Here is a 19,912-nt window from a genome sequence, read left to right as displayed (position 1 = left end):
TCCCGCAGAAGCGATGATGAAATAACACCGTTTGGTAGGGGATACCTCTTCGCTAGAGGTGCGGAGCCGCATTTTGTGCCTCGCGGGTGGGAACATCTTTCCATCTGTGGTCTCGATCTCTGGCATGACGAGCGTTTGCCTGTAGAAAACTATGTTTCAGACGATTTCGATGGGGCTGCGATCCTCATCGGCACAGCGATTGATTCAGACTTGCATTCGAGTGACCAGCGCGAGATTTGTCATACTCTCATGGAAGCGGCGAGAAGCGGCTCAGACTTTCGGGCATTGGACGAGTACGTCACATGGCTCGGGGGTAGGTTTGTAATTCTCATGGTCAACGGGGAGACCTTGCGAATCTACGGAGATGCGACTGCAAGTCGGTCATGTTTCTGGGCCGTAACGGAGCGTGGTTTGATTGCATCCTCACATTCGACTCTGACCGCACGCGCTATCGATGCGGTGGCGACAGACAGGTCGCGTTCGTTTCTAAATCACCCTGACTACAAGAGCCCCGCCGGAAAGTGGCTTCCCGGAGCAATGGCGCCGCACGATGCGGTCTCAATGATCACGGCGAACTGTGTCTTGACGGTGGACAATCACAAGGCAAAGCATTCTCGGTTCTTCCCTTCGGAGGGTTACTCACCAAAGAAGCGTGACGCGATCGAAACAGCACGTCAGGTAGAGGAAGAGCTCAACCGCCAGCTCGAGCTCGGAATAGATAAGAGAAAGCCATTCTATTTCGGGTTAACCGCGGGCTGGGACTCGCGAGTGTTTCTCAAAGCGACCCTCGACCGACTGCATGAACTGAATGCGATTGCATTCACCTACCACTCCTTCGAGAAGAACCCAACCCACTCCAGAAATGACCTGGTAGCGGCTAGCCACCTAGCCGTGGCCTCTGACTTGCGGTTCCTAGTAATGGATTTGAAGCCGTCCGATAAATCCAGTCGCTTCAGAAAGGCTTATGCAAAGACATTCACAGGGTGGGCACGATTCCCCGCATTGGCGGAGAACTTCTACAACGAATTGGACCATGACGGCCAGGTGGCGATTTTGCTTGGGCCGGAGGTTGGCACTGTCTTTTATCGTGAAAGGGACCCATCGCTTCTGAATGCACGTGGTCTCGCTGCGAAATTCACGCAATCGTCCTTTGCGGAGAATGCGGAGTTGGTCTGCTACCTGGACTCATACATTGACTACACCCAGCTTGATATGAGTGAGCACGCGATTTTCCACCCATTTGATCTCTTCTATTGGGAAAGCCGATTGAGCTCATGGGCCGCCGGAGGTTACGCGGAGTATGAGATGGCGGCCGATGTAATATTGCCTTTTAATACGAGGAGGATTCTCGTGCCGATGCTGGAGCAGTCGTTTGAGGAGCGTCTGAGTAAGCGTGTCTATAAGATCATTCTGGATAAAATTGACCAGCAATAAAGTTGAGTGCGTCCAACCACGATTGTCAAAGAGAAAGTATTAGCGGCGTGGCAGAACAAATACGACCGGTCGAAGATTTCGAGTCACCTCAAGACGTAACTGATCAAGTTCGGCGATTGACCGTCGAACTAGAGGAGACCTGCGATGCTCTGCTCTTTGAAATTGATCGGGATAGAAAACTCCTCGCCGGAATTCAAAGGCGAGACCGCAAGATTGCGGAATTAAAACAGCGAGTCCGCGTCCTAGAAAAGAAGCTCGGCATCCCTGATGAAGAGCGCGCTGGCCTGCCATTCCTGCCGAACTCTTTGCGTGGCAAAGACGTACCTCGGGGGGTTTTGCAGATTAAGAAAAAGTATTGGGCAATGAGAAGCACTTTTAGGAAGGCAAAGAAGTGAAGGACGCGGCCGTAAAAAAGCAGTTAGATCGCCTGGCTGAGCTGGAAGCTAAAGCCAAAGCAACCAAATCGGCGTCCCGGGACCTTCGTTCGTACACCCGCACACTGGCATACCGCGACGCTTTATCGGGGAAGCATGCTTTTTTCGACCCCACCAATTCCCGCGAAGCTTATGAACAGCGCGTCGATTTTTATGACAGCGAGTTTTCGCAACGACTAGACGAGATGTTGGCAGAGGCTGATTCCCTGCCATCTATTAGCCGCCAGCGCTGGGACAAGCGTAGGAACGTTCGAATTGGCATCATCGCCGATAGATTTCTTTACGAATCACTTCGAGTTGCGGCCGATTTCGTGCCTTTGACCCCGGAAAACTTGGACGAAGAGATTCCGACGTTGGACCTCCTGCTCGTAGTTTCCGCTTGGAGAGGGCTGGAGGACGAATGGCATGGGTTCGGTGGGGCGAACTCTGAAGGGCGTCGGCTTTTCTCCGAAAAGGCCGCTCCACTTGCTCGGTCGCTGGACATCCCGATCGTTTTTTATTCGAAGGAAGACCCGCCGAACTTTGCGAAGTTCCTTGGTCTTGCGAAGGAAGCGGACTTCATCTTCACGTCCGCTGAAGAAATGGTGCCCAAGTACCAGGAAGCGGTGGGCGGTGGAACACCGGTCGAGGCATTGCGCTTCGCGGTCAACTTCGAGCGAACCAATCCCGTTGGAAGTGAGCGATTTGACGGTAACGATGTAGTTTTTGCGGGATCGTGGCTTGCGCACAAATACAAATCTCGTGCACAAGCGGCAGAGAAAATCTTCAAGGGGGTCCAGGATTCCCACCTCGACCTGTCGATTTTTGACCGCAATGCGGATTTGGACCAGAGCGATTTCAAAAGCGATCTATCCCGTTATAATTACCCGGATGACTTTCTTCCGCATCTGCGGAGACCGATCTCGCACGAAGACGTTCATCGCATTCAACGGCTTCTCCCCTTTGGGGTAAACCTTAATTCAGTTACGGCAAGCTCAACCATGTTCGCCAATCGCGTTGTAGAGCTGCTGGCGACCGGTACGACCGTTTTATCTAACTACAGCAACGGAGTGAATTCCCTCTACCCGTATGTTGCAATCGTCGATTCTGAGATAGACGCTCAGCAGTTCGTTGATAACTTGAGCACGGAGTATTTCCGCTACGGTCGAGCTAGCGGCATCCGAGACGTGTTCCTCAATGACACTGCGTTTGAACGAGTCGATCAAATCCTCGATGTGGTTGGAGTGCCGCACACCAAAACCGAGCATCGCATTCTCGTCGTCGCTGATGATGAGGAGAACTTCGCGAACTTCGTGGCTTCTCAGGACGGAGACTTCGACTTTGAATGGCTCACTCGAGACGAGCTTGCAAAAACACAAGGCAGCAAGGATGGCGATGTCGTCATCTTCGCCAACAACCTATCGCTCGATTCTCCTTTTTTGGTCGCAGACGCGGTTGCCGCTTTCCGCTACAGCGACGCCGACGCAGTAGAGCTTTGCTCAGTTGATGACCCGCGGACCTGTTATGAATTCGGGGAGCCGGGGCCGAGGTCGACCCTGCAGGTTACTTGGCTGGAGCCGGGGGAGACCTTTGGCACCACACCCATTGAGCGGGCGATTTTGGTGAGGACCGCTGCGGTTTCAAATACAGTAGTATCTTCGCCGGCGGCAAAGGATCTGACTGTAATTGTGCCGGTTTACAACAACGGCAAGTTCCTGATTCACAAGTGCTTCCAATCGCTGCGGAGGAGCTCTGTCTTCTCGAAGGCAGAAATTCTTCTGGTCGACGACGGGTCGACGGATAAGGAAACGCTTCATGCACTAGCCGTACTTGAGCAGGTTTACGAAAATGTCTCAGTCTTCCGGTTCCCGCCAGGGGGATCGGGTAGCGCTTCTCGCCCCCGAAACAAGGGCCTTGAGCTCGCGCGCACAAAGTTCGTTACTTACCTAGATCCGGACAACGAACAAGTGGAAGATGCCTATATCCAGCTTCTTGAGCTAATGCGCTCTGAGCCGCTCTCGTTCGCACTTGGAAACATGGTCAAGTTCAAGGGAACTCGAAGTGTCATTAACAATTCTTGGCACCTCAAGAAGTCTCTTAAATCAGCTGGAATCAAACGAAGTGGAGAAGGGATTTACCACCTCGGTGGCAACAACCGCGACTTGCTGGCTACAGCCCAGTATCAGCCGATGAGTATTCAAGCTCTCATCGCTGAAACCGCCTGGCTCCGCAGCACAGGTATCGAGCAGCCGGAGGGCGCTGTCGGGCAAGACTCATACTTTTTCCAGCAGATGCTGTACTACGCCGAAAGCATCGCAGTCGTGCCAACTCCGGTTCACGTCTACTATGCGGAGGTCGCCAACTCGACGGTGAACTCTATCTCGGCGAAGTTCTATAGAAAGTACTTGCCACTGGAGGAGTCTCGATCGTCCTGGTTGAAGGAGATTGGCCTCATCGACCACTACTCCGATACACGCTTTATGGCGTTCCTTGAGAAGTGGTACCTGGTGAAGCTGAAAGATGTTATTGGTGAGGATCGGGCAGAGAGCATTTCGCGTATTCACGAAATCGCTTCAATGTATGGTCCACGGGTTACGGAAAACCCGCAATTCCAATCTCTGATGATTAAAGCTGAAATGGAAGAAGATCTGTGAGCGAGTCCAAGGGCGGCCAAAGCTTCAGCCGCGAATTGCCTGCCAGAAGTAAGGGCGTTGATTCGAGACGTCTGAAACCATTTGTTGGAGGTTTCGTTCTTTCTGAGAGGGATCTCGGAGAGGTGGCGAATTTTAGAAAACAGAAGCTCCCAAATGGCCTGTATTGGTGGAGCGACGATGCGGTCTCGGAAGAGTTTGTGCAGGGGGATTCCGAAAACTTTCTGCTAATCCGAGGGCACTGGAGCCTAACCTCTCCGAAGGGGGAGGGCAAAGACACCGCGAGCTATCTGCTTGCGCAAGCGCAAGATGACCTAGACAAGTTTCACGACGAGTTGGAGTACTTGAGTGGCCGTTATGTGATTCTTGTAGGGCTTTCTGGGAAAACCTACTTGTACAACGATACGTTAGGCGCTCGAACAGTCTATTATTCTGTTGAGAACCGGATAGTGGCTTCGCACCTTCGCATTGTCCAGGAGCTGGATCTTTACGAGAATTTCGAGATAGAAAAGGGACTAAAGGTTGTTCAGTGGGCTGCTGACTTCACTCCCGCAAAGGGGATTTTCAACCTGCTCCCGAATTTTTTCCTAAAGCTTCCAAGCTTTGATGTTTCACGATTTTACCCTAGAAGGGAGAATCCCTTTCTAGCGGCTGACCGTGAGGAAAAATACGCTGAGATCGAGCGGATTTGGCATTGCTCACAGCGGTCTTACTTTGAAGACAACCCTAATGTCGCGTTCTCCATCACAGGGGGGATCGACAGTCGTCTAGTTCTCGCGATGGCAAAACCATATTGGCACAAATTAACGGGCTACACATACGGAGAACCCTCGCACGGTAAGAAACGCGGCTTAGGGGGCACATTCTATCGCCAAACAATGCTATCCGACGACCGAATCGTCAGAATGCTATTGGAATCGGTACAGTTTAAAGACCACATATTCATCGACGTTACGAATCGCGCCACAGTAGGGACAGATTTACTTGACCTGCTTGAAAAGAATTCCTACGGCAGTCATGGTCAACATTTGGTAGCTTCTTACCGGGAAATCTTCCGTACCGGCAAGTGGCTTAATATTAGGGGAAATGCGATAGAACTGGCTCGGATGGCCCACGCAAAACCGGGGTTCAACGGTCGAGTGACGAGTGCTCAACGCGAGTTTCCAGCCGACGTCGACGCAAGACTTGAGTATCTTGGGTACCGCTCGAATTTCCATGGATACAGTAAACAACTCCTTTTCTACTGGGAGTTACGTCATGGCAAGTGGCTTGGGGAAATCCATAATGAACTCGATGCCGCATTTGATACATGGATTCCTGCAGCAAATCGTCGGATATTGGACTTGATGAGCGCATTCCCCGAAGATGAACTGAAGAGTGGGATCGTTATCCGTGATTTGATCGAAAGAAATGCTCCCGAGCTCAACTGGCAGCCAGTGAATTCAGGCCAGTCGCTTTACCAGGAATGGCGAGAGCTCAACGTGCAGACATCCGGGATGATCGAGGCACGTTTCGTTTTAGATGAAAATGGCAATGCTCGAGATCTTCCGGCTCAGACATATTCCAGGATTCCCGAAACGTGGGTGGGGCCGCGGTCTCGACTGGTGATTAGGTTCGCTCCCTTTTCGGAAACGGGAACTCTTGCTTTCCGTGTTGTTGTTCCGTATAGCAACCCCGCTGGGAAGGACTACTTTTCGTGGGGAATCAGAATTAACGGAATCTCACACTTTTCCCTCGATGGGGCGGAGAGAGGAGTACCAATAAATTTCTCAATTGATAACGTTACCCCGAATGATGAAATTCTGATTGAGATGGAATTTCTCAAGAGGGTGACTGGCGTGGGCTCCTGGTCGGAAGCGACGCGAATCTCAGTGGATGACTGCAAGCTCTATCCCCGTAAGGTGACGGATGCGAAACCTGCTCTGCGCTGTGACTGGAACGGCTGAGTGAATGTCGGATTACAAAGTCCAGCTCTACTGGGTACGAGATTCACTAGGTGAAGAAATAAACGGTACTTGCCGTGGACAACAACTGGTTTAGAGGCACCGTCCGGCCTGCTCTTTGCCGTTAATAGCAAACTGCATCTCAGCTACATTTTGCTAGGTTGAGCGCTCACGGTCCGACAAGCGGGAATCGGCTGCGGGTATTCCAGCCTCAAGTGGGAGGCGTATCAAGAATAGGTCGCTCGGGCACCCGCCGATTTGGGTCCCCAACGAAGCGTAAGATCGAACGAAGCAGACTTCTGGGCCATGACAAAGAATGGAGTTTACGGTGTACGAACGACTCAGGGAGTTCATCGGGGGGTTCGTGATAACGGAGAGGGAGCTCGAGGCTGTCCGAGATTTTGAGTCGATTGATCTGCCTTCATCTCTGACATTGTGGAAGGAAAAATCCTGTAAATATGCGTCTTGGGGCGAGAGAGACTTTTTAATAGGCATACACGGTCATTGGGCTTGGACCAAGGGCGATGTTAACCCGTCCGATATGCTCCGTTTGTTTGGGCAGGCATGGCTTGATAACCGGGCGGACTTCGAAGCGGCATTGGACCACCTGGCGGGGCGCTATATGCTTTTCGTCTGCGACGGAGAGTCTACATACGTCTATCACGACGCAATGGGAAATAGGACGGTCTACTATTCGGAAGAAACTAGAACAGTTGCATCTCACTTGAAATTGATAGCGGAGGTGGATGATCGTGAGTATCAGCGGCTTCCGGGAAGTTTCAAAGCTCTTCGCTGGGCAGCTGATTACACGCCGTTCCGTAACCTGAAGATTCTGCTGCCAAACTTCCGGCTAGGGGTAAAGGACCTCGAGGTGGAGCGTTACTATCCGCTTCGCGAAAACCGATATTCGGACTTACCACGAGAGGATCGGCTCGAATTAATTGAAAGCAAGTTCGACAACATTTTCGATAGCTACGTTCGGGATGGCTGGCAGTTCGCAATTTCGATCTCGGGCGGCTTTGATAGTCGATTCATTCTCGCGATGATGAAGGACTATTGGCCAGACTCGGTTAGTTATACCTACGGACTAGATGGCCATCGCAAGCGAAATCGTACGAAGTACTTTCAAGACACAATGCGAAACGACTTCGCAATCGTCCGGGAGCTAACCAAGGATCTGCCTTTAAAAGAAAGGGTGATGATCGATCGTGATCAACCCAATTCCCCTGACGTAGATAAGAAGTTTCAAGCCGTAATAAAGCAGAATACTATAGGTAGTCATGGCTACGCTCTTGTACCCAGGTACGCAGAGACTTTTGCTGGGCAACGTTGGCTCAGCGTGAGGGGGAACGCTGTCGAGATTGTGCGGAAAGTCTCCCTTCCGGACTTGACATTCGACCAGCTCGGCAGTCGATCCCGCAAAAAACTAGGTTTTGACCCCACTGATCGTTTGAGAGAGCTGGGATACGAGAAGGATCCGAAGGCCTTTAGCCGAGCGGCATTAACTCACTGGGAGCTGCAAAATGGCAAGTGGCTATCTGAGATACAAAACGAACAAGACGTGGCGTTCGAAACGCTAGTGCCGATGGCTTCACGGGATGTTTTGGAGCTAATGGATTCTTTTGAGCCTTATGAGAAAATGGACAACCTCATCGTTAAAGAGCTGATCCAGCGCAAGGTGCCGTCATTTAATGAGATTTCTGCTAACGGTGCGCCGACGCTATTCGAAGAATGGAAGGCACTAAAGACTGAGAGTAATAAAAGCGCGATTCTGTTTTCAGATGTTTCAGTGGTCGATACCGTATCTGGCGAAGTCCGCGCGACTCTGGGGGCTTCCACTAGCCCACTTCAAATGCCTGGAGCCCATTTTTCTCCGCAATTCGAGTTGGTAGCCGAGCTCCACGCGGTTGAAGAGGACGGCGATAGGTGGCTGACGGTGGAGAGTCCGTACAAAAACATACGGGGCCGTGGATTCTTTCGATGGAGAATCGAGGTTAATGAACGGATCTGCTTTGAAACCGATGGGGCTGCAGGGCCATCGAGAGTTGCTATTGCAATCGCCGGCTTCCGAGCAAGAGACAGCGTGAAGGTGGTTATTTCACCGTTGAAATCTGTCACCCGCAAACTGTCTTGGGAGCGAGCATCGGAGCTTCGGGTGACTGATCAGTTTATCCACAGACCACTGATAGACGGTGAACAATTGACGGTAGAAGTGTTGCTGTCGGATCAGCTACATCGAAGTAGTGACGAAGGAAACCAGGAGTAAGCACGTGTCGACGTACAATACGGGTGGTGGACTATTTGAACACCACATCTCCTTTGTAGATCGCTTTTTCCCAACATCAGAGTTCCAGTATAACCCGTACAAGGGGTTTCCTGGGACTCCGAAAATGATGCGCACTTCATTGGCCAAAATTGGCTGGAGTAGTAAACAGATAGGCAAAGATCCAAGACGAATAAAGTACTTCAACGAGGCTGGCGAACTGGTCGGAAAAGTTTATGGGGTAAAGATCAGTCGCCACGGTCAAGATGTTGACCTAGTTTGTAGAAACAAAGAGATCACTAAGCAAGCTTTAGCGAATGCAGGCGTTCCTACTTCTCGGGGATACGCTTTGGCGCCATCTTTCGAACAAGTCGGGCAACGCCTTTTGCATACTTTGAGGACGCCCTTGGTTGTTAAGCCGACCAATAGCGCTGTGTCGAAAGGCGTCACCGTTGGCGTTGAAACAGAGGGTGAACTAAGCGAGGCATGGGATCATGCCACGCAATTTGTCGCGGACGGCGGTTTGGTGCTCATTGAGGAGCAGTCCATCGGGTTTGACCTGCGGACCTTTGTCATTGATGGGAAGTTTGTCGCAGGAGCTACAAGAATACAACCCTTTGTCGTAGGTGACGGGGAGTCGACAGTTGACCAACTTATTCAGGAGGAGAAGCGAAGGAGAAGGTCGCACTTTCAACTCGCAAAGTACGAATTAGTTGTCGATCGTGGGATAGTGACCAAGCAATTGGGCACCTCGCATCACGAAAATTATATTTTGAATGCGCGGCAGATCCTTTTTCTTAATGGTGCGACTACCCTTTCGACGGGTGCAGTAACGGTCGAAGTGACCCCTTTCGTGTGCGAGGAATTAAAACAAATCGCTGGAAACGCGGTGGCGGCTATTCCTGGATTGGAGGCGGGAGCAGTCGATATGATCGTGCAATCGCTGGATCATGCAGACAACGCCGTTGTTCTCGAGGTGAACACGTCGCCAGGTCTATTCATGCACACTTCTCCTGCCATCGGAGAACCAGTAATGGTCACAGACGCCTTCTGTGAGTACGTTAAAGCTCGAGCGCAAGGATGAATGGCTGTCGTTTCGAGGCACGAAGGACAAAAAGTACCTATCGCTCTCAATGCGCTTGTGCCGCCTGCCACCTTGCGCAGACCACGTTGGGTCAGCCGGAGGAGACGATAGCACGTACCCGGTCGGACTCTACTTTAAATTTACCGCGTTGTTGCTAGACCCTCGGACATAAAAAAAGGAGCTCTGAATTTCGGGTTAGCTAGAGCGTTGCACCGCTAGGCATGGTGATCCGGTCCGAGTGTTAAGGAATAGGCACAACTGGTACTCCACGGTTGGGGACATCTATAGTCCTCTTTGAGGGAATGCACAAAGAGCCCTTAATATCTTCGCTACGAGCTATGCATCTAAATGGCTCGCCCAAGCGCTCTGATGGTCCAGTTGTTCCGGATCCACGAGTCGGCGTTGAGGACGTTTCGGCCGTCGATGAGCAGTTGCTTTGCGACGAGCTCCGCCGCCCACCGCGGGTCCATCTCCTTGAACTCCTGCCACTCGGTGGCGAGGATGACCAGCTCCGCGCCGCGAAGTGCGTCTTCGAGGCTGGTGGCGTATTCGAGGGTGGGGAAGACCTTGCGGGCGTTGTCCATGCCCTGCGGGTCGTAGACGCGCACGGACGCGCCGGCAAGCGAAAGCTGGCCCGCCACAGCAAGTGCGGGCGAGTCGCGCACGTCGTCCGAGTTCGGCTTGAACGCCGCGCCGAGCACGGTGATGTTGCGGCCGATCACGCTGCCGAGCTCCTCGCGCGACAAATCGATCACGCGCTGGCGGCGGCGCATGTTGATCGCGTCGACCTCGCGCAGGAAGGTCAGTGCCTGGTCGGCGCCGACCTCGCCGGCACGCGCCATGAACGCGCGGATGTCCTTGGGCAGGCACCCACCGCCAAAACCCAGGCCGGCGCCGAGGAACTTGCGGCCGATACGGTCGTCGTAGCCGATGGCGTCCGCCAGCTGGGTCACGTCCGCGCCAACGTTCTCGCAGACTTCGGACACGGCGTTGATAAAGGAGATCTTCGTGGCCAAAAAGGCGTTGGCGGAGACTTTCACCAGCTCCGCGGTCTGCAAATCCGTCACGATGAACGGGGTGTTGTTTTCCAGCGGGGTGGCGTAGACCTCGCGGGCGATCTCCTCCGCGCGGGAGTTCTCGGCGCGGTGGCCTAACACGATGCGGTCCGGCTCGATGGTGTCTTTGACCGCGTAGCCTTCGCGCAAAAACTCTGGGTTCCACGCGATCTCGACGCTGGCTTTGTTGCCGTGCTCGGCGGCAAGTTTGTCGGCGCGCTGCTGCAGGGCAGCGGCGGTGCCGACCGGGACGGTGGATTTACCCAGGATCAGGTGCTCGCCTTCGAGCTGGGGCACCAGATCGTCGATAACGGCCTCGACGTAGCGGGTGTCGGCAGCGTAGGAGCCGCGCTGCTGCGGGGTGCCAACCCCGATGAAGTGGACGCTCGCGAAGGCGGCGGCTTCGGCGTAGCTCGTCGTAAAGCTCAGGCGACCTGCCTCGATGTTGCGCTCGAGCACCTCGGGCAAGCCCGGCTCGTAGAACGGCACCTTGGAGTTTTTCAGTGCCTCGATCTTGGTTTCGTCAACGTCTACGCCCAGCACCTCGTGGCCCAATTCAGCCATGCACGCCGCATGCGTCGCCCCGAGGTAACCAGTGCCAATCACAGTCATCCGCATAGATCGCCAGATTAGCAGCCCGCCCTATGGTGGTTAAGGCTACTTCGGCAGCTATCGCCTATGTCGGAATCCGTTAGAGCCTACGGTATTTTATATCGTATGCAAGTAGAATTCCCGTTAACCCTAACGGCTGTGCCAGCCCGCTTAGCGATTCGTGCAGACGGCTCACTGGTCCCAAAAGACTATGTTTTCAAGATCAACTTTCTAGGAGTTGATTCGACGCGGGAAATCGCCAAAGAGTTGAAGCTGCATTTTTCTCTCGCACTAAATTCCCTTTATGTATATAACCGGGCCCAGAACGGTGGGCAGACGGGGTTTACAAGCTTTTTTCACCTGCCTAATGGCGCTACCAAATTGACGGTTGAGGTAATGCGTTGGGCTAAAAAGCGTGAGGTGGCGCAGATTGAATGCGTTGACCTGCAGATTCAGGCCCCTTGGTCGACGATGAACAAGTTAACCCAGATCGGAGTTACTACAAATGTCAGCTAGGCGGAATCAATCTGGAGTGAAACCGGTCGACGTTTCGGTTGTCATCGGATTCCGAGACTGGGGCCTGCAGCGTATCCGTCTTGCGGTAGAGAGTATCCAAGGCTCATTCGGCCGATTCAACGGTGAAGTGATTATCTCTGACTATGGGTCGGTCGATCCTAAGGTTAACGAATCGTTGGCGAAGGAGCTTGGGTGCAACTATGTTTACACCGCCGGAGCTGAAGTCTGGTCGCGTTCTCGTGCGCTAAACGCTGGGTTTGCGATTAGTAATGGCAAACTTCTTGTCTCCACTGACGCCGATATGGTGTTCACACCAAAAGCTTTCGAGAAGATTGTGGAAACCGCAATTGCCCAGCCACAAGCGGCTTACTTCCTGCAGTGCCGCGATCTGCCCGAGGGGATGGATGATGAGTGGGTAGCTGCGAACCCCACGGCGTGGGATGAAATGGAGCGTAACTCTCGTCTTCGGCCACGGTGGGGAATGGGCGGAATGATGGCGATTTCTCGTCGTGGGTTCTTCGAAATCCGTGGCTTCGATGAGCGGTTTCATACCTATGGTGGGGAAGACCTCGACTTTGCGAAGCGGGCCCGCCGTGCGGGTTTCAAAACGGTTTGGGTTAATGACCCGGATGTGCGGATGTACCATATGTGGCACCCTTCGACGCGTGCGATCGTAGACCAGACCGAAGAGGGACGGGCTACGGTGATGAGGAACCGCGACATCGTTTACAACGATGAATCTTTTGTGCGCAACTATTTGCATTGGGAGCACAAGCCTAAAGACGCTCCACCGCTGGTGACCGTCGCTATGTGTACTCACAATCGTGCTGATCTAATCGGTGAATCGATCCAGTCGGTGCTGTTTCAGTCGATGCAGGACTTTGAAATCGTCATAGTTGACGACGGCGGTGAGGACAACACCCGAGAGGTCGTGGAGGCCTTTGGGGATGAGCGGATCCGGTACTTCTGGCAGGAAAATGCGGGCATTTCAGCGGCTCGAAATCTTGCTGCTGAAAAGAGCCGAGGAATCTATACCGCGGTTCTTGATGACGACGACCTAATGCATCCGCGCCGACTGGAATGGCACATCGCCAGTTTGACACCTGGGACAATGGGCAACGTCGGGTCGTTTGTCAACTTCGACGATACGACGGGGGAGCTGAAGCTGATCGTTTCGAAGAACCCCTCTATTGAGACAGCGATGGCGAACGGTACAGCGCCGGGGCACAGCACATGGATGTTGCGTACGGACGTTATTCGTAATCTAAAATACGATGAAACACTAACCAGTGGTGTGGACAACAACATTATGCTTAGGCTCCTCCGGTCGGGTCTCAAACTCACCCATGTAGGAAAACCGGTGACCTTCAGGCGCATGCATAGCAGGCAAGTAACCGTAACCGATACCGATCGGCAACTTGCGAGCGCGAGCTCAGCGTTGAAGTTCATTCAATGGCGCCTCAATCCGGACGATCTAAAAAACATCGCTGCCGAGGCCAGAGAGATGGGCGAGTACCCCCAGACGCCTCCAAGAGACGAGATGCTCAGCGAGGCGGCCCTGTACCTACCTGATCACATAGCTAGCCGCGATCTCGTCTTGGCGGTGACCACCGGTTCGCCGATCCCTGACCAATGGGACGGTGAATTGGTGCGTGCAGAAATCTCTACTGGTGATGAGGAAGTCCCTCTCGTTCCGCTTGCAATAGTCCGGAATGCAACTTTCGGTGACCTCGTAACGGCGCGTCAGGCAAATCTTGATTTCAGCGTCGTACCGAGGTCGATGGAGAATGGGGACGCTCCTGGTTGTACAGGCCAGATCGGTTTGATCCTGGAGAGTGCTCGCAGTGTTATTGCCGCCGGGGGCCTCGAAAAGAGGTTTGTATTGATCAAGAAGGATGATTCCGTAGATCACGTAAACCTGCCGTGGGAAGTTCAGATTTGTGGTGCCGATCAAGTCGAAGCGGTTGCCAGTAAGGACTCTGCATGGATGATTTTTGGCGAAGAGTACTGGGAGAAGGAAAGTGCGGATTAGTAAGAGCAGAAATACGCACCGGCAGGTCGCGTACACCGTTGAGCTGTCCGAATATGATGCTGAGCCACCGACTAGGACCTGGCTTCTAGATGCCCTTCCTGACAAAATTAACCCGGAGCTTGAAGCGGTTGCTCTGTACCTCATATTTGGACCGTGGTGTGGCGGAGAGTTCGTCGTGCCCCAAAAGATGGGACCAAACACGGCCTCCGCTATTAGCGCGCACGCGGGTATGGACTTCTTTTCCAATCCGATTGAGTACTATCCGAAACCCATTTTTAGAGGGGCGCGCTCTATACGTTTGGCGACCACGATGGCTGATAATGACAGAGATTCTCTCGTATCTCTCAGCAGTTCAAGCTGGAGCGGTAGTCTTAAATCTCCAGCATCGCTTATTGTCTCAAGTAATTCCGAGCTATTCGCATGTCTAGGTGAAACAATAAGGCCCCACTTGGCAGTGGCTCTATTGCTAGCTGAGGAGCTCAATTTAGGGGCAATCCGGCTGGATATCACCGCCGGAGACATTGATTCAGGATTGGCGGACTTGCTTAGGCAAGTGGGCGTGTTGCTCTGCTGGTGAGCGTGTCATTTCTCTGGTCACTTGTTGGCCATGATGTCTGATGCCTAGTTGGACACTTCGGTGGAATAGCCGGATGGCTATTCCACCGCATTTAGTAGGAAGGTCGCGGATTGCGATCGTGTCCGCGACGACAAAACCATCACGCAGTTCTGCATGGCAGAAGGGATCTCACGCGAAACGTTCCGAAACGTGAAGGATCATGTCGCCAAGACCGTCTGTTCGACGTTGCTCACACCCAGGTCACCATCTACCAGGTCTTCGACGCCGCCAGCAGATTCGATGTCGGAACCAAAGCGTTTAAGCTGCCCGAAAACGGCTCCGATGCACGCACCACACTCAAAGAGGCGTTTGCCCGCTACCGCAAACCGCACGAGATCTTGTCGGACAACAGCGAAGCGTTTGCCACCTATCACCGCGGTCGTTTATCAGCCACGGAAGTGAGGCTGGCAGAACAAGGCGTGATGGCTATTGCAGGCTTTGCGCCAACGGCTCAGGGTAAGGATGAACGCGCGCGGCGCACCCTGGTGCAATTTCTTGATGCGCGCACACCCAGAACGTTCGCTGAGCTTGAAGCCACCATCGATGCGTGCTGCCAGTAGAACTCGAAATCAACCGGCACAGGACAGTAGCGGTGTGCAGCTACAGCCTCTACATCGGCCGGCGGTTTAAAAGCCGCAAGCTGTTCAGCATCGTCACCCACGATAACATCGCGGAGTTCTATACCGCCCACGACGGTGAGTTCCTGTTCAGCGTGCCGCTGCCGAGCAGGCTGACACACCGCCCGACCGGCGGCCAGATCAACATCAACCTCGTTGAAGGCATGAAGCACCGTCAACCGCCGAAACTGCGCCCGGACCTATACAAACCCCGGCCGAAAAAACACAAACCCGACCAATAAGACCGCCACTAGTCGGAGTCCAAAAAGCCATTGGACTCCGTGTCCAATAAGTCACCAGACTCCGCGTCCAAAATATCCATGGACATAACACTCTGTTGATGAGCGCTGGAAACGCTAGTCGAGCTGCGTCTGATTCTGAGTTGGGCAACTGCAAAGGAGTGGAGGAGCTTTGCGATACGTTGGCTTAAGTGCGCTAGTGTTAGCGGTAACTCATTTATGACGTTTTTGGCATGCTATTTATGTTGATTTCGGCGTTGGATTATTCTTAGAAGAGGGGCAAAAATAGTGCTGCATATTTTAACGATGTCAAGAGGGGATTCGGCGAGACTCGTAGACTGGCTCTGCTATCACAGAAGCATAGGATTTGAATTTTTCCACATCGTGCTCGATAACCCGAATGACGACAGCTATGAGGTTATTCAGCAGGCCAGCGTGGATTATAACTTGACCGTAGAAGTAACTACCCTTGGCCCTCAAGGGGAGTATTTCGATTGTCTTCCATCTGGAGAAAAGTGGCAACGGATCTCTCGTTGGAGAAAGGACAATGCACAGTATATTGCGGAATCCGGCTTGCCGATTGTCGACCCTCTTTCGGATAGGCAATACAAAATATTGCCAGGGAAGCTCTCGGACCTGAAAATGCGTTTTCCCCATGATTGGGTTGCGATCATCGACGTTGATGAGTACATCGCGCTACCTGGGATTGCTACTGTTAAAGACCTAGTAGAGACGGCGGATAAACCAAGACTTAGGCTGCTGAACTTCAACTTCGACATGGAAGGGTGGGTCGAAGGCGAGGGAGTTAGGGAGCGAACAAGACGATGGGCGAGAAAGGATGTTGTTGCTTACGGCAAGGGGTGGGACCAGCGAGTGAAATCAATCGTTAAATTGGCCGATTCACTGCCGATGGTGTCGGTTCATGCGGTGTCGAAGGGGGCCTTTGACGTTGTCGCTCCCGAGGTTGCGCGACTTCACCACTACAAGTTTCCGAACCAGCAGACTCCTATCGAGTACGCAGTGGAAGATGAATCTTTAAGGGGCTGGAACCTGAGCCACATAGATAATCTTTCGCGTGGCGAATGAAACGCTAGGCATGGACTTTTCTGAAGCGCGAAAAAGCATTTCGTTTTAGGACTTATTTCCTAAGAGCTCGTCGTTTGGAGCATGAGTAGAGTGTTCGTTTCTAGGCTGTAGGCTTTGCGTTTATGCAGAATTCTACTGACCACCCTGTTGATGCTGCGCGCGCTTCGGTGAAGACTGTTGTGGTGCCGGCTGCGGGTATGGGGACTCGTTTTTTGCCGGCGACGAAGACGGTGCCGAAGGAGCTTCTGCCGGTGGTGGATACTCCGGGCATTGAGCTGATTGCTGAGGAGGCTGCTGCGTGCGGTGCGCAGCGGCTGGCTGTGGTGGTCGCGCCGAACAAGGAAGAGATCATGCGGCATTTCGGCGAGTTTTCGGACTTGCAGGAGCTGATGGTCGCCCGCGGCAAGCAGGCCCAGGCGGACAAGGTGGCGCGCGCCAACGGTCTGATTGAGGCGGTGGCGGTGACCCAGGATAAGCCGCTCGGGCTTGGCCACGCGGTGGGCTGCGCTGAGGAGGCGTTGGATGACGATGAGGATGCGGTTGCTGTGATGCTGCCGGATGACCTGGTGTTGCCGGCTGGTGTGATGGACAAGATGGTCGCTGTCCGCAATGCGTTGGGTGGTTCGGTGTTGTGCGCGTTTAACGTCTCGCGTGAGGAGGTGTTCAACTACGGCGTGTTCGACGTCGAGGATGCCCAGGCTGAGATTGACGGCGTTGAGGTGTTGAAGGTGCGAGGCATGGTGGAAAAGCCTGCTGTGGAGGATGCACCGTCGACGCTGGTGGCTACCGGCCGCTACCTGTTGGACCGCGGGATTTTTGACGCGCTGCGCCGGATCACACCGGGTAAGGGTGGTGAGCTGCAGCTGACGGATGCGATTGAGTTGATGATCTCTGAGGGGCATCCGGTGCATGTGGTGGTGCATGAGGGCAAGCGCCACGATTTGGGTAACCCGGGCGGGTACATCCCGGCGAATGTGGACTTTGGTCTGCGAGACGAGAAGTACGGCCCGGCTTTGTACACCGCGGTGAAGAAGATCATCGCCGACTTCGAGGCAGAACACCCCGAGGTCAAAGAAGGTCTTTAAGGAGTCCGTATGAAGACGGTTGTTACCGGCGGTGCCGGGTTTATCGGCTCTCACCTTGTGGACCTGCTGGTGGGGGACGGCCACCAAGTCACGGTGATCGACAATCTGAGCTCGGGGCGAACCGAGAACATCGCTAGTCACCTTGAATCCGGTGCGGTGGAGCTCCTCGAACAGGATATCTGCGCCGCGGATTTTGAAGCGATCTTCCGGCGCGTCGAACCCGAGGTGGTGTTCCACCTGGCTGCCCAAATTGACGTGCGTCGCTCGGTTGAGGATCCGCTGCTTGACGCCGAAATGAACATCACCGCGACCATCCGTCTTGCAGAGGCGGCGCGACGAACCGGTGTGCGCCGAGTGGTACACACGTCTTCCGGCGGATCCATCTACGGTGAGCCGGTGCAGCTGCCGGCGACAGAGCAGTTGCACGTCGATCCAAAGTCGCCGTACGCGGCATCGAAGGTTGCTGGCGAGCTGTATCTGAACGTGTACCGCCAGCTCTACGGGCTAGAGACGAGCTTTATCGCACCCGCGAATGTCTACGGCCCACGCCAGAACCCACTCGGAGAGGCTGGCGTGGTGGCGATCTTCTCTCGCAACCTGCTGGACGGTAATCCGACTTGCGTGTTCGGTGGCGGCACGAACACCCGCGACTACGTGTACGTGGGAGATGTTGCACGTGCGTTTTACCTCGCCTCCGCGGAGGCAGGCGAGGGCGAACGCTTCAACATTGGTACGGGCGTGGAGACGACCGACCGGGCGCTCCACACCGCAGTGGCGAAGGCCGTCGGCGCGCCGGATGAGCCAAAGGATGAGCCCGCCCGTCTGGGTGATGTCGCACGTTCATCGCTGTGCTATGAAAAGGCGGAGCGCGTGCTTGGCTGGACGCCGCAAGTGTCGCTGGACGAGGGCGTGGCGCGCACGGTGGAGTACTTCCGAAGCAAACCATCACCATGCGGAAATTGAACGGAAACTCCCCGTTTCGCCTTAGCGTCTGTCGGGTCCAGAAGGTTTACCGCCAGCGGAAGGATTGTTGGTGGGATTCCAACCGGTAGGCTTGCTCCCCGTGATCCGCATAGCTGTTTTGTACGGTGGCATGTCCACCGAGCACTCGATTTCCTGCATCTCCGCCGATTCGGTCATGTCTCACATGCCTGCCGAGTACGAGGTGTTTCCCATCGGCATCACGCAGGAAGGTGTCTGGGTTGAGGGTGTGACTAATCCGGCGGAGGGGGCGGAGCTTCCCGTCGTCAAGCTTGGGCGCGAAGTGGCACTGTCGCTGAATCCGCAGCGCAAAGGATTGCTTTACGACGTCACCTCCGGCGAGCCCATCACCACCGTCGACGCCGTCTTCCCGGTGCTGCACGGCAAGTACGGCGAGGACGGCACAGTCCAAGGCATGCTGGAGCTGGCCGGGGTGCCGTACGTCGGCCCGGGCGTGCTCGCCTCCGCGTGCGGGATGGACAAGGAGTACACCAAAAAGCTCGTTGCCGCGGCCGGGATCCCGGTCACGCGCGAGGTGATCCTGGACGGGGCGCGCGAGCTCACCGAGGCGGAGCGTTTGCAATTGGGGCTGCCGGTGTTTGTGAAGCCCGCGAACGGCGGGTCTTCCATCGGCGTGTCCAAGGTGACCAGCTGGGAGGCGCTGCCGGCCGCGGTGTCGCTGGCTTTGGAGTCCGACGGCAAGGTCATCGTCGAGGCCGAGCTGGTCGGCGACGAGGTGGAAGTCGGTGTGCTGGAGCGCCCCGACGGCACTATCGCCGCGTCCGTGCCCGCCAAGCTCAACGGCACTGAGGACTCCGCGGAGGGCTTCTACGGCTTTGAGACGAAGTACCTGGAAGAAGGCGTCACCGCCACGATCCCGGCACCGTACTCGGATGAGCTGATCGCCCAGCTGCAGGAGATGGCGGTGACTTGCTTTAAGGCGCTGGACTGCAAGTCGCTGGCGCGCGTGGACTTCTTCGTCACCGACAACGGGCCGGTGCTTAACGAGGTCAACACCATGCCCGGCTTTACCACCATCTCCATGTACCCGCAGGTGTGGGCCGCCACCGGCGTGGATTACCCGGAGCTGCTGAGCACGCTGATCCAGGCGACGTTGCAGCGTGGATAGCAGGCTGGGGCGGTCCCATGCATTCGAGTAGCCGAAATACGCCAGAATCTTATGGGGCCTCGCTCAGCCCGGTTTAGTGGAAGGGCTCTCGGCCTAAACATGTCATGTCTTGACACTTTTTGGACATGGAGTCTGGTGAGTTTTTGGACGCGGAGTCTGGTCACTTATTGGACATCA

Annotated in this window: 15 protein-coding genes; 14 read left to right on the top strand and 1 reads right to left on the bottom strand. The window is 54.4% G+C overall.

The annotated features are described in order from the left end of the window. Window positions 1-75 precede the first annotated feature (75 nt). The 6 genes from NUW87_RS04610 to NUW87_RS04585 all read left to right on the top strand — a co-directional run bounded on the left by NUW87_RS04610 (window position 76) and on the right by NUW87_RS04585 (window position 9,788). Entirely contained in the window at window positions 76-1,434 is a 1,359-nt protein-coding gene (locus tag NUW87_RS04610; RefSeq protein WP_269027448.1) for a hypothetical protein, read from the top strand. A 47-nt stretch (window positions 1,435-1,481) separates the two neighbouring features. Then, complete coding sequence (locus NUW87_RS04605; RefSeq protein ID WP_269027447.1) at window positions 1,482-1,829, top strand: hypothetical protein; 348 nt, start codon at window positions 1,482-1,484, stop codon at window positions 1,827-1,829. Next, entirely contained in the window at window positions 1,826-4,501 is a 2,676-nt protein-coding gene (locus tag NUW87_RS11755) for a glycosyltransferase (RefSeq protein ID WP_269027446.1), read from the top strand. Before NUW87_RS04605 ends, NUW87_RS11755 begins: the two co-directional genes overlap by 4 nt. Further along, window positions 4,498-6,444: a hypothetical protein gene (locus tag NUW87_RS04595; protein ID WP_269027445.1), complete on the top strand. Its 1,947-nt coding sequence runs from the start codon at window positions 4,498-4,500 to the stop codon at window positions 6,442-6,444. Before NUW87_RS11755 ends, NUW87_RS04595 begins: the two co-directional genes overlap by 4 nt. Window positions 6,445-6,769: 325 nt before the next feature. Beyond that, on the top strand, window positions 6,770-8,707 hold the full coding sequence (locus NUW87_RS04590) for a hypothetical protein (protein WP_269027443.1): 1,938 nt from the start codon (window positions 6,770-6,772) through the stop codon (window positions 8,705-8,707). Window positions 8,708-8,711: 4 nt separating this feature from the next. Continuing rightward, window positions 8,712-9,788: a hypothetical protein gene (locus NUW87_RS04585; protein WP_269027441.1), complete on the top strand. Its 1,077-nt coding sequence runs from the start codon at window positions 8,712-8,714 to the stop codon at window positions 9,786-9,788. 344 nt (window positions 9,789-10,132) lie between these two features. Here NUW87_RS04585 and NUW87_RS04580 read toward each other — a convergent pair whose 3' ends face one another. Further along, window positions 10,133-11,461, bottom strand: a complete 1,329-nt coding sequence (locus tag NUW87_RS04580) for a UDP-glucose dehydrogenase family protein (RefSeq protein ID WP_269027439.1) — start codon at window positions 11,459-11,461, stop codon at window positions 10,133-10,135. Between the two features lie 99 nt (window positions 11,462-11,560). Here NUW87_RS04580 and NUW87_RS04575 point away from each other — a divergent pair, with 99 nt between their 5' ends. The 8 genes from NUW87_RS04575 (at window position 11,561) to NUW87_RS04540 (ending at window position 19,735) form a co-directional block, all read left to right on the top strand. Next, entirely contained in the window at window positions 11,561-11,950 is a 390-nt protein-coding gene (locus NUW87_RS04575; protein ID WP_269027438.1) for a hypothetical protein, read from the top strand. A 16-nt stretch (window positions 11,951-11,966) separates the two neighbouring features. After that, entirely contained in the window at window positions 11,967-13,982 is a 2,016-nt protein-coding gene (locus tag NUW87_RS04570; RefSeq protein WP_269027437.1) for a glycosyltransferase, read from the top strand. Window positions 13,983-14,669: 687 nt separating this feature from the next. Next, the gene (locus tag NUW87_RS04565; RefSeq protein ID WP_269027436.1) at window positions 14,670-15,158 is read left to right on the top strand and encodes a hypothetical protein; all 489 of its coding nucleotides are present in this window, start codon (window positions 14,670-14,672) and stop codon (window positions 15,156-15,158) included. Next, on the top strand, window positions 15,146-15,457 hold the full coding sequence (locus tag NUW87_RS04560) for a hypothetical protein (RefSeq protein ID WP_269027434.1): 312 nt from the start codon (window positions 15,146-15,148) through the stop codon (window positions 15,455-15,457). Before NUW87_RS04565 ends, NUW87_RS04560 begins: the two co-directional genes overlap by 13 nt. 285 nt (window positions 15,458-15,742) lie before the next feature. Continuing rightward, window positions 15,743-16,540, top strand: a complete 798-nt coding sequence (locus tag NUW87_RS04555; protein ID WP_269027433.1) for a glycosyltransferase family 92 protein — start codon at window positions 15,743-15,745, stop codon at window positions 16,538-16,540. A gap of 122 nt (window positions 16,541-16,662) precedes the next feature. Next, window positions 16,663-17,625 (top strand): UTP--glucose-1-phosphate uridylyltransferase, encoded by a 963-nt coding sequence (locus NUW87_RS04550; RefSeq protein WP_269027431.1) that lies wholly within the window; start codon window positions 16,663-16,665, stop codon window positions 17,623-17,625. A 9-nt stretch (window positions 17,626-17,634) separates the two neighbouring features. Next, a complete protein-coding gene (locus tag NUW87_RS04545; RefSeq protein ID WP_269027430.1) occupies window positions 17,635-18,588 on the top strand; it encodes an NAD-dependent epimerase/dehydratase family protein in 954 nt (317 codons plus the stop codon). Window positions 18,589-18,679: 91 nt separating this feature from the next. Further along, the gene (locus tag NUW87_RS04540) at window positions 18,680-19,735 is read left to right on the top strand and encodes a D-alanine--D-alanine ligase family protein (RefSeq protein ID WP_269027564.1); all 1,056 of its coding nucleotides are present in this window, start codon (window positions 18,680-18,682) and stop codon (window positions 19,733-19,735) included. Window positions 19,736-19,912 lie beyond the last annotated feature (177 nt).

It is taken from the genome of Corynebacterium pilbarense (genome assembly GCF_026930265.1).
GTDB lineage: Bacteria > Actinomycetota > Actinomycetes > Mycobacteriales > Mycobacteriaceae > Corynebacterium > Corynebacterium pilbarense.
Note: the sequence above shows the minus strand (reverse complement) of the source record. Positions and strands in the feature narration are given on the sequence as shown.

Coding starts and splice junctions, on each gene's coding strand:
- NUW87_RS04545 (WP_269027430.1), top strand. CDS start 17,635: ATGAAGACGGTTGTTACCGGCGGTGCCGGGTTTATCGGCTCTCACCTT.
- NUW87_RS04575 (WP_269027438.1), top strand. CDS start 11,561: ATGCAAGTAGAATTCCCGTTAACCCTAACGGCTGTGCCAGCCCGCTTA.
- NUW87_RS04580 (WP_269027439.1), bottom strand. CDS start 11,461: ATGCGGATGACTGTGATTGGCACTGGTTACCTCGGGGCGACGCATGCG.
- NUW87_RS04550 (WP_269027431.1), top strand. CDS start 16,663: ATGCAGAATTCTACTGACCACCCTGTTGATGCTGCGCGCGCTTCGGTG.